The following is a 13,311-nucleotide window of genomic DNA, read 5'->3' as shown; positions in this document are numbered from 1 at the left end:
TGTTCAGCCCTCATCCCGGCGGTAGTTCGATGGCGATACCGCGGCCTGCGGCTGCGGACCGCCCAACGTTACGTCGCGTTCGACGCGGTCACCCACCAGGTCGATCCGGGCCGCCACCGGCGCATAGCCGCTCGCGGTCACCGTGTACCCGCCGGGCAGCAGATCACGGAACTCGTACCGGCCGTCCGCACCGGTCACCGCCGTACCTGCCACGTTGCCGTACCCGTCGACCAGCATCACCGACGCGTCGGCCACCGGCTGCCCGGTCCGCGCCTCGCGGACCGTACCCCCGGCGGTGGCGTTCGAGCGCAGCACCACGTCGACACGGTGCGACCCGATGCCCTCGACCGACACCGCCTGGGCGACCGGACGGACGTCCTGCGCCGACGCCGTGAGCGTGTACTCCCCCGGGTACAGGTCGGCCAGCACGTACTCCCCGTCCGGGCCGGTCACGGCCGCGCCGACCACCTCGCCACGGGCGTCGGTGAGCGTCACCGTCGCACCGGAGATCGGCTCGCCACCGTGCTGGAGCACCCGCCCCTCGACCAGGCTCGCCCCGACCAGCGTGACGTGGCGACTGACCGTACCGGCGCCGACCGCGACCAGCGACGCCACCGGCTGGTGCTGCTCGCCGGCACAGATCAGCAGGTACGAGCCGCCGGTGGGCAGGTCCAACCGGTACGCGCCATCGGCGCCGGTCACGCCGCGCGCGACCTGCCGGCCGGCGAAGTCGGTCACCGTCAACACCGCGCCGGCGACCGGCCGCCGGTCCGGGCCCTCGACCCGACCCGCGATACCGGGACCGTCGATGCTCGGGGCGTTGTCAGCCAGGGCCGGAGCGGCGCCGGGTAACGGGGCCAGCGGAGTGGCGCCGTAGACCTCTTCTTCCAACGTGTCCTCCAATGCGACGAGGTCCCGTTCGGGCGCCGGCCGTGGCGCCTTCGGCGTGAGCAGCGAAGCCAGCGCGCCGACCACGGCCATCGCGATCGCCAGCCAGAACACGATGACGAGGCCGTCGTGGAACGGTCCCGAGATCAGGTGCGGGAAGAACTGCCGGCCGGTCAGCGTGTGCGCGTTAGCGGCCGGCAGGTTCCCGAGTATCCGGCTGCCGAGCAACTCCTCGACCGGGTTGTAACCGAGGAACGCGGCGAACAGTGTACCGACCGGAGGCAGGGACGCGATGGTGTGCGCGGCCGACGCCGGTACGCCCTGCGCGGTCAGCCCGGTGTCGAGCGTCTTCGGCAGCGAGTTGCCGAGCCCGGCGACCATGAGCGAGAAGAAGACGCCGATCGACAGCACCATGCCGGAGTTCTGGAACGTCGCCCGCATGCCCGAGGCGGCGCCGCGCAGGTGGGCCGGGACGCTGGACATGACCAGCGACGTGTTCGGGGCGGCGAACAGGCCGCCGCCGAGTCCGTTGACGAAGACCAGGACGGCGAAGACTCCGTAGTTGAAGTCGCTGGGGATCAGCAGCAGGCCGACAAACGAGGCCGCCATCACCAGCAGGCCGCCCGCGGCGAACAGCCGGGCGCCGAACCGGTCGGACAGGGCGCCGGCGACCGGCCCGGCGGCCAGGAAGCCGATGGTCAGCGGGAGCAGGTAGATGCCTGCCCACAGCGGGGTCTGCGCGTAGTCGTACCCGTGCAGCGGCAGCCAGATGCCCTGCAGCCAGATGATGAGCATGAACTGCAGGCCGCCCCGCGCGATCGAGCTGAGGAGGTTGGCGGCGTTACCGCTGGCGAACGCCGCGTTGCGGAACAGTTCGAGCGGGAACATGGGCTCCGCCACCTTCGCCTCGATCACGCAGAAGATCACGAGTACGGCGGCGCCGCCGATCAGGCCGGCCAGCACCCACGGGTTGGTCCAGCCCTGGGTGTGCCCGCCGTAGGGCTGGATGCCGTACGTGATGCCGGCCAGCAGCGCGGTCAGGCCCACCGCGAAGGTGAGGTTGCCCCACCAGTCGATCCGCGCCTTGCGCCGGTGCGCCGTCTCCCGCAGGGAGCGGTACGCCCAGACGGTACCGAGGACGCCGATCGGTACGTTGACCCAGAAGATGGAGCGCCAGTTCCACTCGGCGAGCACGCCGCCGAGTACCAGGCCGATGAACTGTCCGGCGATCGCGGCCACGATGTTGATTCCCAGCGCCATACCGCGCTGGGTGGCCGGGAAGGCGTCGGTGAGGATCGCGGCCGAGTTGGCCATCAGCATCGATCCGCCGATCGCCTGTACCACCCGCCAGCCGATCATCCACAGCGCACCCTTGCCGCCGCTGAACGGATCGAGCGCGAGCGCGACCGAGGTGAGGGTGAACAGCGCGAAGCCGGCGTTGTAGATGCGCACCCGCCCGTACATGTCGCCCAGGCGCCCGAGCGTCACCACCAGCACGGCCGTGACGAGCATGTACCCCATCAGCATCCACAGCAGGTAGCTGACGTTGCCGGCGCCGAGCGGGTCGAGCCTGATGCCGTTGAAGATCGCCGGCAGCGAGATCAGCACGATCGACGAGTTGATCGTGGCGATCAGGGTTCCGAGCGTGGTGTTGGACAGCGCCACCCACTTGTAGCTCGGGTGGGTCGCGGTCATCACGCCGGCCGGCGTGCTCGATGCCATCTGCGCCAGGTCTCCTTCGTCGTGGTTGCCCCCGTGGTGTCATCCGTCACGGCGGGAGTAGGTCGGCCAGGCGGTCCAGTGCCGGCAGCGCGGCGAGGATCGCCGCCCGGTCGTCGTCGGCCAGCGCGCCCATCAGCTCGGACAGCCTCTGCGCCCGCGCCTCGCGCCGCGCCGAGAGCAGGTCCCGTCCGGCGTCGGCGAGGCGTACGACCACCACCCGGCCGTCGGTCGGGTCGGTACAGCGCCGCGCCAGCCCGTCGCGTTCGAGCCGGGAGACCAGCTGGGTCATTGCCGGCTGGGTGACGCCCTCCTTGACCGCCAGCTCCGAGAGGCGGTGCGGCCCGTCCCGCTCCAGGGTGCGGAGCGTGGACACCGCGGTCAGGCTGATATCCGTACGCGGGTTCAGCCGCACCGCCGAGATGAACAGGCGCTCGAAGCTGATCGCCAGCTGGGTCGGGTCGGGGTTGCCGCCGTTCGCCATGCGGGCATTTATATCAGGCGCTTATAGAAGCTACTTATACTCCCCCGTGCCGGCACCCTATATGCGGCTTTTCTGATCGTCCGTGCCGCCCAGCGTCCGTCGAGGGTCGACAGCGAGGGTGCCCGAAAGGGATGACATCGGCTGTGACACCTGGCATGCGCGGCCGAAGTCCGATGTCATGTCGGCACCAGTTGGAGAGGGAGTGACAGGTGACAAGACATCGGCGCATCAGGCGCTCGCTGGTCGCCGCCGCGCTCGTCGTGACGGGCGCCGGGCTCGGCGCGGCCGCGTCGCCGGCCGCCGCGGAGAACGGCGGGTCGACCGAGTACACCGTGCTCGCGGCGGACAACGTCGGTACCAGGGACGCGGTGGCCGCCATCGAGCGGGCCGGCGGACGGGTCGTGGAGCGCAACGACGCGGTCGGCATGTTCCGGGTGACCGGCCCGGCCTCCGGCTTCACCGACAGCGTGGCCGCGTCACCGAAGCTGACCGGCGCCGCGCACCGCACCCCGATCGGCCGCGCGCCGGCACCCCGCAAGTCCGACGTGGAGCAGGAGGCCTTCGGCCCGACCGCCGCGACCACGCCCGCCAAGGCCGGCCCCAAGATCGCCGGCATGGACCCCCTCGACGACAAGCTGTGGGGGCTGCGGATGGTCCGCTCCGACCTGGCCCGCACGGTGACCGCCGGGGACCGCCGGGTGTCGGTCGGCGTCCTCGACACCGGCGTCGACGCCAGCAACCCCGACATCGCCGCCAACTTCGACTGGAAGCTGTCACGCAACTTCGCCAAGGACATCCCCGAGGCGGACGGCCCCTGCGAGGTCGCCAGCTGCCTGGACCCGGTCGGCACCGACGACAACGGGCACGGCACGCACGTGGCCGGCACCATCGGCGCCGCGGCGAACGGCTTCGGCGTCTCCGGCGTCGCGCCCAACGTGTCCCTGGTGGAGCTCAAGGGCGGCCAGGACGCCGGCCTGTTCTTCCTCGAGCCGGTCGTCAACGCCCTGACCCACGCCGGCGACGCCGGCCTCGACGTGGTCAACATGTCGTTCTACCTCGACCCGTGGCTGTACAACTGCGTCAGCAATTCGGCCGACGCGCCGGCCGCACAGGCCGAGCAGCGCACCATCATCAAGGCCATGACCCGGGCGCTGACCTACGCCCACCTGCGGGGAGTGACGCTGGTCGGTGCGCTCGGCAACAACCACGAGGACCTCGGCAACCCGCGTACCGACAAGAGCAGCCCGGACTACCCGGACGGCGCCGCGTACGACCGCCCGATCGACAACCGGGCCTGCCTGGACCTGCCGGTCGAGGGCCCGTTCGTGATCGGCGTGTCGGCGCTTGGCCCGTCCGGCGGCAAGTCCGACTACTCCAACTACGGCACCGAGCAGATCTCGGTGTCCGCGCCGGGCGGCTTCGCCCGCGACTTCGTCGGCACCCCGTCGTACCTCAGCCCCGGCAACCGGATCCTGTCCACGTACCCGAAGAAGGTGCTGCAGGAGAAGAAGCTGGTCGACGCGGACGGCAACGTGGTGCCGGCCGCCGCGGCCACGGTGTTCAAGGAGTGCACCGCGGACGGCAGGTGCGGGTACTACACGTACCTGCAGGGCACCTCGATGGCCTCGCCGCACGCGGCGGGCGTCGCCGCCCTGATCGTGAGCAGGTTCGGCAAGCCGGACCGGGCGCACGCCGGCACGCTGACCATGGCTCCGTCCACGGTGGAGTCCGTACTGACCGGTACCGCCGCCCGGCACGCCTGCCCCGAGCCGCGGCTGCGCAGCTACGCCGCGGAGGGGCAGTCGCCGGAGTTCGACGCCTACTGCGCCGGTGACGAGCGGTTCAACGGGTTCTACGGGCACGGCATCGTGGACGCGTACGCCGCCGTGACGGCCAGGAACGTCGAGCGCTGACGTCCAGATGCCCGGGCCGGGTCCGTCGACCCGGCCCGGGCATCGCCGTCGGTGGATACGTCGGGCGCCCGCCCCGGCTCACCGCCGCGTACACTCCCCCTCGGCGTCGGCCGCCGAGACCCCACGCACCCTCCTTTGTGGCCGGTTTGCGCAGGCAACCTTGAAGGGCGGGGCACGGTGCCCAAAACTAAGGTCATGGATCTGACGGAGGACCCCACCCCGGTCCCCAGCCCGGCGGCCACGGCCCACCGTTGGCTCTCCGTCGGCAGGTCGGCAGCCACCGACCCGCGCCTGGCCGGCGAGATCGCGGCGCGGGCGGCGTTGACCGGCGCGAGTCCGCGGCTGCTGATGGTCTTCTGCTCCGCGCTGCGCGATCCACGGGCGGTCCTCGCCGGCATCAGGGCGGTCGGTGCCGGAGTACCGCTGATCGGGTGCTCATCCCGAGCCGTCATCGGGCCGGCCGGGCCCATCGAGGACGGCGTCGTCGTGGTGGCGCTGGGCGGCCCCGGCTTCTCCGTGGTCACCGCCGCCGCCGACGGCGCGAACGGGCAGCAGCGCGCCGCGGGCGCGACCGTCGCCATGACGGCGGGGCTGGTCGAAGACCGCCCGCACCAGGTGCTCGTCCTGCTCACCGACGGTCTGCGGTCCGGGCAGGAGGAGATCCTGGCCGGGGCGTACAGCGTGGTCGGCGCGAGCGTACCCCTGCTCGGTGGCTCGTCGAGTCCGCACTATCCGACCGAGCCGCGCACGTTCCAACTGCACGGCGACGAGGTGCTGACCGGTTCGGTGGTGGGCGCGTCGATCGCCTCCGACGGCCCCCTCGGCGTGGCGCTCCGCCACGGCTGGCGCGAGGTCGGCGAGCCGATGATCGTGACGAAGAGTACCGGCGGTGACGTGTTCACGCTCGACGACCGCCCGGCCCTGTCGGCGTACCTGCAGCGACTGGACGCGCCGCCGGAGGCCTACACCGACCCGGCGACCTTCTCGAACTTCGCGCAGTCCCGGCCGATCGGCATCCGGCGGCGCAGCGGCGTGGAAGTTCGCGGCGTCAGCTCACCGGCGCTGCTGCGCGACGGCCTGCTGTGCTCCAGCGGCGAGGTTCCTGAGGGCTGCCTCGTCTGGCCGATGGTGGGCGACGAGGAGTCGGTGCTGGCCGCCGCGACGGACGCCTGCCGGGATGCGGTGGAGGCGCTCGGCGGGCAGCCGCCGCTGGGGCTGGTGGCGTTCGACTGCGAGTCGCGCGGCCGGTTCCTCGGCCCGGAGGGAACGGGCCGAGAGTTCGCCCGGATGACGGGGCAGGCCGGCGGCGCTCCGGTCGCGGGCATGTACACGTGGGGCGAGATCGGGCGGACCCGGGGCATCAACGGCTTCCACAACCAGACGCTGGTCGTCCTCGCGGTGGCCTGAGATGCTGCCATCCACGACCGCCCTCTCCACCCAGCAGCTCGCCGAGTTCCTCGCTTCGGTGTCGGCGATGCCCGACACCCGATCGGCCACACGGGTCGCCACCGAACGCGCGGCCCGAGCGCTCGAGGCCGAGGTCGCCGTCCTGCTGCGGCGCGACGGCCAGGGGGCCGACGCCGTGGTCAGCTCCGTCGGCTTTCCCCTGGGCCGGGTGCCGGTGGCCGAGTTGACCGACGTGGTCGCCGGGGACCGGTGCCGGATCGACGTACCGGGCGCCGGCCCGTGCCACACCGCCGTGACGCCGCTGCGCGGGCCCGTACCCGGGCATCTGGTCATCGCCCGCTCGGGTGACGACGGGTTCACCGTCGACGAGGTGAGCCTGCTCCGGGGCATCGCGCGGGTGCTCGACCTGACCATCGAGAACCTGCACCGCATCGAGGCCGAGCGGCGGCAGGCCGACGAGAACGTACGGCTCCTCGCCTCGCTGCGCGACCGCAACCGGCTACTGGAGCAGATGTCGAGGATCCAGCGCTCGATCAGTCGCCGCGAGCCGCTGGCCGAGACCCTGGACACGATCACCGCGAGCGCGAAGGAGCTGTTCGCCGACGACGAGGTGGTCGGCCTGCGGATCCGCGACCCGGACGATCCCCGGATGCTGGTACTCGTCTCGCACACCGGCGTGCCGCCCGAGCTCGCCAGGGAGGTGTGGCGGGTGAGCGTCCAGGACGCCGGTGCGGCCGGCCGCGCCGTGCACCAGGGCGAGCTGGTGGTGATGGAGGATTACACCGCCTCCCCGCACCACGCCCCCGAGGCGGCGGCCGCCCGGCTGCGGGCCGCGATGGCGGCACCCGTCCACGACGCCGGCGACGTGGCCGGCGCGCTCGTCGTCGCCTCGTTCTCCCCGCGCACCTACAGCCGGGGCGAGCAGGAGATGTTGCAGGTCTTCGCCGAGCACGTCAGCCTTGCCGTGACCGACCACAACACCCGCCAGAAGATGCACGAGGCGTACCACGACTCGCTGACAGGCCTGGCCAGCCGGGCGCTGTTCATGGAGCGGCTGGAGCAGAGCCTGATCCGGGCCTCGCGGCAGCAGACCCGGCTCGCGGTCCTCTTCGTCGACCTCGACCGGTTCAAGGTGGTCAACGACTCCCTCGGCCACGCGGCCGGCGACACCCTGCTCATCGGCGTGGCCGAGCGGCTGCGCGCCTGCCTGCGCGGTACCGACGGCGCCGCCCGGTTCGGCGGCGACGAGTTCGCCGTCCTCCTGCACGACGTGGACCACGCCGGCCAGGCGACCGCGGTGGCCGAGCGGATCAATGAGGCGCTGGGCCAGCCGTTCGTGATCGCGGGCAAGGAGGTCTTCGTCAACGCCAGCATCGGCGTCGCGTTCAACACCGACGGCGCCGGGTGCGGCGAGGAGTTGATGCGCAACGCCGACCTGGCGATGTACCGCGCGAAGAAGAACGGCACCGGCCAGTACGAGATCTTCCAGTGCGAGATGCAGGCCGCCCTGACGAGCACGCTGGAGCTGGAGGCCGACCTGCGCCGGGCGGTCGGCCGCAACGAGTTCGTGCTGCACTACCAGCCGATCGTGGAGCTGGCCGGGGGCCGGGTGACCGGGGTCGAGGCGCTGGTGCGCTGGCGCCATCCGGAGCATGGCGTCATCGCGCCGTCGACGTTCGTCCCGCTCGCCGAGGAGACCGGCCTGATCGTGCCGATCGGCCGGTGGGTGCTGCGCGAGGCGTGCCGGCAGGCCAGTGCCTGGAACGCCGGGCGGGGAGGGCAGCCGCCGTTGACGGTCAGCGTCAACCTGTCCGCCCGCCAGGTCCAGCAGCCCGACCTGCCCGGCGTGGTCGCGCAGATCCTGCTGGAGACGCAGCTCGACCCGTCCTGCCTGGTCCTGGAGATCACCGAGTCGTTGCTGCTGCTGGACACCGTGGCGACCACCCGGCGGCTGCGACAGCTCAAGACGCTGGGCCTGCGGCTGGCGATCGACGACTTCGGTACCGGGTACTCGTCGCTCGCCTACCTCCGGAAGTTCCCGATCGACATCATCAAGATCGACAAGTCGTTCGTGGACGAGATCGCCGGTGAACCGGACGACTCCGCCCTCGCCCTCGCCATCGTCCAGCTCGGCCGCAAGCTGCGGCTGAGCACCGTCGCGGAGGGCATCGAGGCCGCCGACCAGCTCGTACAGCTCCGCAGGTCCGGCTGCCAGCTCGGGCAGGGGTACCTCTTCTCCAAACCGCTCCAGGCGCACGAGGTCGACGCCCTGCTGGCGAAGGGGCGGACGATCCCGGACCTGCTACTGCCCGTCCCCTGACTCCGACTCCAGCAGGCTCATCAGCTCCGCGGCGTTGCGCTGGGCGTTGTCGCCGGCGCAGTTGTTGAACAGTACGTGGGTCTGATCGGCCTCGTCCCCGAGCTGCCGGATCCGCGGCGCCCACTCCGCCAGCTCCTTGTCGGAGTAGAGGTACCTGAACTTCTCCTGGATGTCGTGGCTGGTCCAGTTGTCGCTGTGGCCGTGGAAGCGGACCACGGCCAGGTCCGAGGTGGCTGCCAGCAGCGGCGGTACCGAGGACCGGTACCCCTGCGGCATGTCCACTCCCACGAACGGCAGGTCGTGCTCGCGCAGGAAGTCGAGGGTCTCGTCGGCGTTGTCACCGGCGAACCACGACTGGTGCCGGAACTCCACCGCCACCCGCAGCGGCTTGCAGCGCTCGGCCACCTCCAGGATGTACTGCTTGTTGGACTTACGGATGGTGAACCAGGGCGGGAACTGGAACAGGATCACGCCGAGCTTGCCGGCGTCCGCGAGCGGGTCGAGCGCGGACAGGAAACGGCTCCACAGGTCCTCGTACACCTGCGGTTTAAGATCATTGGGGTAGATGTTCTTCTTGTCGGTCTCCGGGCGCAGATCGGTCGGCAGCGCCGTGGGTTTCGCCGGATGCCCGGTCAGCAGCGCGAACGCCTTGACGTTGAACGTGAAGTGATCGGGAGTGCGCTGCGCCCACAGCCTGGCGGTCTGCTCCGCCGGCGGCGCGTAGTAGGTGGCGTCGACCTCCACCAGCGGGAACTGGCGCGCGTAGTACCCCAGGCGCTTCTCGGCGGTGTTGGCCCCGTTCGGGTACCAGCCGGAGGCCAGTAGCGTCTTGTCGGTCCACGAGGCGGTACCGACCCGGATCTCGCCCACGCGGTCCAGTCCACCTCGATATCGGTGCCCCGGCAACTTGATCGCCCTGGATCTCCTTGATCATGTGATGCCTTCCACGTACTTTATTGCTTTGCGTAATATTGTTCGAGCAAGTACAGTGGAGGACGCGCCGGAACGGACCAGACCCCGGCCAGCTTTCCTGGAGGGCTCCCATGCCTGCTGTGACCGTCGAGGACATCCTGGTCCTCCCCCGCGTCCCGGGGTCCGATCCGGCGACCGCCCGTACGCGCCCGGTCGTCTCGGTCACCACGGCGCCGCGCGGCTTCGAGGGCGAGGGTTTCCCGGTACGCCGGGCGTTCGCCGGGGTCGACCTGCGCGCCCTCGACCCCTTCATCCACATGGACCAGATGGGTGAGGTGGAGTACGCGCCGGGCGAGCCGAAGGGAACCCCGTGGCACCCCCACCGGGGCTTCGAGACCGTCACGTACATGATCGACGGCGAGATGGCCCACTCCGACTCCAACGGCGGCGGCGGGCTGATCACCAACGGGGACACGCAGTGGATGACAGCGGGCAGTGGCCTGCTTCACATCGAGACGCCGCCCGAGCACCTGGTCATGAGCGGTGGCCTGTTCCACGGCTTCCAGCTCTGGGTCAACCTGCCGAAGGTGATGAAGTTCGCGCCACCGCGCTACCAGGACATTCGCGCCACCAGCGTCGCCCTGCTCTCGTCGGCCGACGGTGGCGCCCTGGTACGGATCATCGCCGGTGAGGTCGCCGGACACTCCGGTCCGGGGTCCACGCACACCCCGATCACGCTCGTACACGCGACGGTCAGCCCGGGCGCGGCACTGTCGCTGCCCTGGCGTACGGACTTCAACGCCCTCGCGTACGTGCTGGGCGGCCGGGGCACGGTCGGCGACGAGCTGCGCCCGATCGAGGCCGGGCAGCTCGCCGTCTTCGGCGCCGGTGACACGGTGACCGTGGCCGCCGACGCGAGCCAGGAGAGCCGCAGCCCGCAGCTCGACGTCCTCCTGCTCGGCGGCCTGCCGATCCGCGAGCCGGTCGTCGCGTACGGCCCGTTCGTGATGAACACCAGGGCCGAGCTCGTCCAGGCGTTCGAGGACTACCAGGCGGGGCGCCTCGGCAGCATCCCCGCCGCCCACACGGACGTACGCGGCGAAGCCGACTGAGACCAACTCCCGCCGGCCGGGTGGGTGCTGCGGTGTCCCATACCATCGCAGCCCCCTCCCGGTCGGCGGGAGACCGCGCTGCCGGCGGGTCAGTCCGGCGGACCGCTCGACGGCCGGACCGCCGAGTCACGCGGTGCCTGGGCGCGTCGCGTGCGACGTCAGCGGTAGCCCAGCTCGCCGCACTCCTCTCGCTGCTCCCGCTGGCACTCCACAGCGCGCATCAAACCTCGCCTGACCTGCCCGAACGTCGTGGGGTCGAAGGACGCGAACAGCAGCACCGCGACGGAGCGGTGCCTGGCCCGAAGCTCGTGACGGCGCGGACCGAACCAGCGCATGGTCAGCACCACCACATGGACGTCGTCCAGCTCGTCGATCACGAACGTCCGAGGGGTAGGCCGGCGAGCGACGAAGACCTGGTCGGTAATCAAGACCTCAGGGCCCCGGTAGTAGATCGTCATCTCCCTGCCCTCTCGTTCCTTGCGAGCGGGGAGGAGGGTGCGCTCGCGGCGGAGTTGAGGCGCCAATGCCACCCGGTGGCCCGTCGGGTGCCGGTGCGTTCTCACCCACAGGCGGTTGTTTCTGACCGGTAACCTGAGTATGCGGCGCCGCATCACTGTCCGCTAGGCCACAAGTTGCCATATAGCAGATAGCGCTATACCTGTTCGTAATCTGGCCGTGACCTGGGCCGCACGAGCGCTGTCAGCAGGTCGCTCCCCCGTAGCGGTCAGCCGATCGGCGGAGTTGAGGCGCGTTGGAGACCTGGTCGTTGCACTGTCGATGCATCGTGGAGAGGTGCGCGTACGGACCCGGATCACCGAGCGGGGAGCCGACCAGTCGAGCTGGGGCCCCGGCGACCTACGGCCCGGTGATCCGAGGCGGGTGGGCAGCTACCGCGTCGTGCGGCGGCTCGGCGCCGGCGGCATGGGCACCGTCTTCCTCGCCCTCGACCGGCAACGCCGGCCGGTCGCGCTGAAACTGCTGCGCGAGCACCTGCGCGACGACCCGGTCCTGCGCGAGCGGTTCGCCGGTGAGATCGCCGCCGCCGCGCGCGTGGCCGGTCCGGGCACCGCGCGTGTCCTCGACGCCGACCCGGACGCCCGGACGCCGTTCCTGGTCACCGAGTACGTCGAGGGGATGTCGCTGCGCGACCGGGTGGACGGCGGTGGCCCGCTCGGCGCGTCCGACGCCCACGCGGTGGCGGTCGGCGTCGCCGCGGCGCTGGCCGCCATCCACGCCGCCGGTGTCGTACACCGTGACCTCAAGCCGCGCAACGTCATGCTGTCGCCGGTCGGCGTGAAGGTCATCGACTTCGGCGTCGCGGGGGCGATCGTCCCGATGGCGAACCCGGGTTCGCGCTTCGGTACGCCCGGCTGGCTCGCACCGGAGCAGATGGCGGGGCATCCGGGCGGGCCGGCGGCCGACGTGTACGCCTGGGGGCTGCTGGTCGCCTGGGCCGCCACGGGCCGCCATCCGGTGCCCCCGCACCGGCGGACCGGCGCACCCGACCTGTCGGGCCTGCCGCCCCACCTGCTGCCCGCGGTCCAGGCGGCGCTGCGACCCGCCCCCGCCGCCCGGCCAGGAGCCCGGGACCTGGTGGTGGGCCTGTGCGGCCCGGGCGCGCCGGCCCACGCGCCGACCCCGCCTCCCGGTGTTCCGGCCACCCCGCCGGCCCTGCCCCGGCGCCGCCGGTGGCGGCCGGTCCCGGTCGTCCTCGTCACCACGCTGCTGGCCGCGGGCTGGCTCGTCGCCAAGCGGCCCGACCGGGCGACCGGCACCGCCGACCCCGCCAGCCGGCCGGCGGCCGCCGCACCGCTGCCCGGCGCCACCCCGGTCGCGAAGCCGGCGACCTCCACCGCCAAGGACGGCAAACTCACGTTCACGGTCACCGGCGTGCATTGCGGGGACACGACCCTCGGCGACTGGCCGGTGCGCAAACAGGCAAAGGGCCGGTTCTGCCTGGTCGACCTGACCGTCACGAACACCGGCGGGCAGCACGCCGGCCGGGTCTTCATGGGCAGCCAGCGGCTGGTGGACTCGGCGGGCACGGAGTACTCCGGCGACGAGTGGGCCTGGGTCTACTCGCAGGCTTCCCGGCCGTTCACCGCCCCGGTCGACCCGGGCCGTACCGTCGAGGGCGCGCTGGTCTTCGACACGCCGGCCGACGCCCGCGCGACCCGGCTGATCGTCCGCGACTCGCCGCTGAGCCGGGGCACCAGCCTCCCACTGCCGTCCCGGTGACCGCTCACCGCCGTCGGCGGAACGTTCCCACCCGCTCCCGCTCCAGCACCTCCGCCGAGCGGCGCAACAGGGCGCTGGTACGGGTCGGTCGCCCGCCGCGCTCCTCCAGAGCCTGACTCAACCGTCGGATCAGTGCCGCGACCAGCGGGAGCGCGACGATCACCAGCACCCAACGCAGCAGCATTCTCGCCACCATGTCGTCCCGCCTCCGTTGCTTGCCCGGTGATACCGCTACCCGCCGAGCGGCCTCGACATGCGTGCGGCGGCCGGTCCGGTGCCCAGGCGAAGGAGTCGAACGCACCACTCAATCTGTGTGAA

At 71.6% G+C, this 13,311-nt stretch carries 10 protein-coding genes; 5 read left to right on the top strand and 5 right to left on the bottom strand.

Going from position 1 to position 13,311, the window contains the following annotated elements:
* Positions 1-3: 3 nt before the first annotated feature.
* On the bottom strand, positions 4-2,610 hold the full coding sequence (locus Pme01_RS05725) for an MFS transporter (protein ID WP_168117577.1): 2,607 nt from the start codon (positions 2,608-2,610) through the stop codon (positions 4-6).
* Positions 2,611-2,656: 46 nt separating this feature from the next.
* Positions 2,657-3,091, bottom strand: a complete 435-nt coding sequence (locus tag Pme01_RS05720) for a MarR family winged helix-turn-helix transcriptional regulator (protein ID WP_168117576.1) — start codon at positions 3,089-3,091, stop codon at positions 2,657-2,659.
* A 209-nt stretch (positions 3,092-3,300) separates the two neighbouring features.
* Here Pme01_RS05720 and Pme01_RS05715 point away from each other — a divergent pair, with 209 nt between their 5' ends.
* The 3 genes from Pme01_RS05715 to Pme01_RS05705 all read left to right on the top strand — a co-directional run bounded on the left by Pme01_RS05715 (position 3,301) and on the right by Pme01_RS05705 (position 8,731).
* Positions 3,301-5,004 carry a S8 family serine peptidase gene (locus Pme01_RS05715; RefSeq protein ID WP_239088041.1) on the top strand — a complete coding sequence of 568 codons (1,704 nt, stop codon included), beginning with the start codon at positions 3,301-3,303 and terminating at the stop codon, positions 5,002-5,004.
* A gap of 195 nt (positions 5,005-5,199) precedes the next feature.
* Complete coding sequence (locus tag Pme01_RS05710) at positions 5,200-6,411, top strand: FIST signal transduction protein (protein ID WP_168117575.1); 1,212 nt, start codon at positions 5,200-5,202, stop codon at positions 6,409-6,411.
* 1 nt (position 6,412) lies between these two features.
* Complete coding sequence (locus tag Pme01_RS05705; RefSeq protein ID WP_168117574.1) at positions 6,413-8,731, top strand: putative bifunctional diguanylate cyclase/phosphodiesterase; 2,319 nt, start codon at positions 6,413-6,415, stop codon at positions 8,729-8,731.
* Here Pme01_RS05705 and Pme01_RS05700 read toward each other — a convergent pair.
* Positions 8,714-9,601 carry a DUF72 domain-containing protein gene (locus Pme01_RS05700; RefSeq protein WP_168117573.1) on the bottom strand — a complete coding sequence of 296 codons (888 nt, stop codon included), beginning with the start codon at positions 9,599-9,601 and terminating at the stop codon, positions 8,714-8,716. The two genes, Pme01_RS05705 and Pme01_RS05700, sit on opposite strands and share 18 nt — an antisense overlap.
* 173 nt (positions 9,602-9,774) lie before the next feature.
* Here Pme01_RS05700 and Pme01_RS05695 point away from each other — a divergent pair, with 173 nt between their 5' ends.
* Positions 9,775-10,755: a pirin family protein gene (locus tag Pme01_RS05695; RefSeq protein WP_168117572.1), complete on the top strand. Its 981-nt coding sequence runs from the start codon at positions 9,775-9,777 to the stop codon at positions 10,753-10,755.
* Between the two features lie 158 nt (positions 10,756-10,913).
* Here Pme01_RS05695 and Pme01_RS05690 read toward each other — a convergent pair whose 3' ends face one another.
* Positions 10,914-11,213 (bottom strand): DUF6232 family protein, encoded by a 300-nt coding sequence (locus tag Pme01_RS05690; RefSeq protein ID WP_168117571.1) that lies wholly within the window; start codon positions 11,211-11,213, stop codon positions 10,914-10,916.
* 334 nt (positions 11,214-11,547) lie between these two features.
* Here Pme01_RS05690 and Pme01_RS05685 point away from each other — a divergent pair, with 334 nt between their 5' ends.
* Positions 11,548-12,993: a serine/threonine-protein kinase gene (locus Pme01_RS05685; RefSeq protein WP_168117570.1), complete on the top strand. Its 1,446-nt coding sequence runs from the start codon at positions 11,548-11,550 to the stop codon at positions 12,991-12,993.
* A gap of 4 nt (positions 12,994-12,997) precedes the next feature.
* Here Pme01_RS05685 and Pme01_RS05680 read toward each other — a convergent pair whose 3' ends face one another.
* Positions 12,998-13,177, bottom strand: coding sequence for a hypothetical protein (locus Pme01_RS05680; RefSeq protein WP_168117569.1), 180 nt, complete (start codon positions 13,175-13,177; stop codon positions 12,998-13,000).
* Positions 13,178-13,311 lie beyond the last annotated feature (134 nt).

This window comes from Planosporangium mesophilum (genome assembly GCF_016863255.1).
GTDB classification, from domain to species: Bacteria; Actinomycetota; Actinomycetes; order Mycobacteriales; family Micromonosporaceae; genus Planosporangium; species Planosporangium mesophilum.
Note: the sequence above shows the minus strand (reverse complement) of the source record. Positions and strands in the feature narration are given on the sequence as shown.

What these genes read in the sequence shown, in the direction of transcription:
- Pme01_RS05725 (WP_168117577.1), bottom strand. Translation starts at nt 2,610, where the DNA reads ATGGCATCGAGCACGCCGGCCGGCGTGATGACCGCGACCCACCCGAGC.
- Pme01_RS05720 (WP_168117576.1), bottom strand. Translation starts at nt 3,091, where the DNA reads ATGGCGAACGGCGGCAACCCCGACCCGACCCAGCTGGCGATCAGCTTC.
- Pme01_RS05710 (WP_168117575.1), top strand. Translation starts at nt 5,200, where the DNA reads ATGGATCTGACGGAGGACCCCACCCCGGTCCCCAGCCCGGCGGCCACG.
- Pme01_RS05705 (WP_168117574.1), top strand. Translation starts at nt 6,413, where the DNA reads ATGCTGCCATCCACGACCGCCCTCTCCACCCAGCAGCTCGCCGAGTTC.
- Pme01_RS05695 (WP_168117572.1), top strand. Translation starts at nt 9,775, where the DNA reads ATGCCTGCTGTGACCGTCGAGGACATCCTGGTCCTCCCCCGCGTCCCG.
- Pme01_RS05690 (WP_168117571.1), bottom strand. Translation starts at nt 11,213, where the DNA reads ATGACGATCTACTACCGGGGCCCTGAGGTCTTGATTACCGACCAGGTC.
- Pme01_RS05680 (WP_168117569.1), bottom strand. Translation starts at nt 13,177, where the DNA reads ATGCTGCTGCGTTGGGTGCTGGTGATCGTCGCGCTCCCGCTGGTCGCG.